At 68.5% G+C, this 1,580-nt stretch carries 2 protein-coding genes; both read left to right on the plus strand.

Going from position 1 to position 1,580, the window contains the following annotated elements; all coding sequences use genetic code 11:
* The coding region (locus OOZ63_RS28815) for an ABC transporter substrate-binding protein (protein ID WP_266009314.1) at positions 1 to 585 on the plus strand (585 nt) is incomplete at its 5' end.
* A 5-nt stretch (positions 586 to 590) separates the two neighbouring features.
* Positions 591 to 1,532, plus strand: coding sequence for a branched-chain amino acid ABC transporter permease (locus OOZ63_RS28820; protein ID WP_266009315.1), 942 nt, complete (start codon positions 591 to 593; stop codon positions 1,530 to 1,532).
* The last annotated feature ends 48 nt before the right edge of the window (positions 1,533 to 1,580 follow it).

Below are 1,580 nucleotides of genomic sequence, written 5' to 3' on the forward strand. Positions count from 1 at the left end.
GCCAAGATCGTCGCCTCGGGCGCCGACAACGTGCTGACCGGCAACTGGTCGAACGACCTGCTGCTGATGATGAAGGCCGCCAAGGCCGCGGGCCTGAAGGCCGACTTCGGCACCGTCTTCCTCGACCAGCCGGGCAATATCAGCACCGCCGGCGAGACCGCCATCGGCCATTTCATCGCTCATGTGTTCAATGGCGAGGCCGGCGGCGCCGAGGGCGCGAAGTTCGTCAGCGACTACACGGCCAAGACCGGCCACAACCCGGTCTTCGTCGAGGCGCAGGCGGTGTTCGCGATCGACATGGTGGCCGACGCGCTCAAGCGCACCCGGCCCACGGCCGGCGCGCTCGACGTGAACGCCTTCGCCCGCGCGATGGAGACCGCCAGGATCCGCACGCCGATGGGCGAGATGAGCATGCGCGCGGCCGACCACCAGGTGCTGCTGCCGCTAGTGGTGTCCACCGTCACCAAGGACGCGAGGTACAAGGTCGACGGCACCGACATGGGCTTCAAGCCGGTGAAGGTCTATAGCGCCGAGGAGGCCGCCACGCCGGTGCAGGCCTCCTGCAAGATGCAGCGCCCGTCCTGATGCCCATGGATACGCTGCTGTTCGGCCTGCTCAACGGCCTCATCTACGGGTTACTGCTCTTCATGGTGTCGGCCGGGCTGACGCTGATCTTCGGCATGATGGGCGTGCTCAACTTCGCCCATGCCTCCTTCTACATGCTGGGCGCCTACTTCGCCTACACGCTGCAGGGCCTGCTGGGCTTTGGTGCGGCGGTGGTGGCGGCGACCCTGCTGGCGGGCGGCGTGGGCGCGGTGGTGGAACGCTTCTTCCTGCGCCGGGTCCACCACCATGGGCATGCGCATGAGCTGCTGCTGACCTTCGGCCTGTCCTTCATCGTCGCAGAGGCCATCAAGCTGCTGTTCGGCAACTTCCCAGTGCACTACCACGTGCCCTCGATGCTGGACGGCCCGGCCTTCACGCTGGGCAACCAGCAATACCCGCTGTACCGGCTGCTGATGGGGGGCGTCGCGCTGGCGATGTTCGGCCTGCTCTACCTGCTGCTGACCCGCACCCGCGTGGGCATCATCGTGCGCTCGGCCATCTACAAGCCGCGCATGGTGGAGGCCCTGGGCCACAACGTGCAGCTGGTGTTCATGGGGGTGTTCGCCGTCGGCGCCGCGCTGGCCGGCCTGGCCGGCGCGATCGCGGGCGCCTTCTACACCACCAGCCCCAACATGGCGCTGGAGATCGGCGTGATGGTGTTCGTCGTGGTGGTGGTCGGCGGCCTGGGCTCGCTGGGCGGCGCCATGCTGGCCTCGCTGCTGATCGGCCTCATCACCTCGCTGGCCGTCGGCGTCGACCGCAGCCTGGCCGACGCGCTCGCCCTGGTGGGTGCCCGGGCCTGGGCCGAGGGCGTGGGCGGCCTGCTCACGCTCAAGCTCTCCAGCCTCGCCGCAACCCTGCCCTTCGCCCTGATGCTGCTGGTCCTGCTGCTGCGCCCGCAGGGACTGCTCGGCGACAAGACCTGAACCTTCGCTTCCCCATGCGTACCTCCACCTCCCTCCTGCTGGGCGGCG

It is taken from the genome of Paucibacter sp. PLA-PC-4 (assembly GCF_026241155.1).
In the GTDB taxonomy this organism is placed as follows: domain Bacteria; phylum Pseudomonadota; class Gammaproteobacteria; order Burkholderiales; family Burkholderiaceae_C; genus Roseateles_E.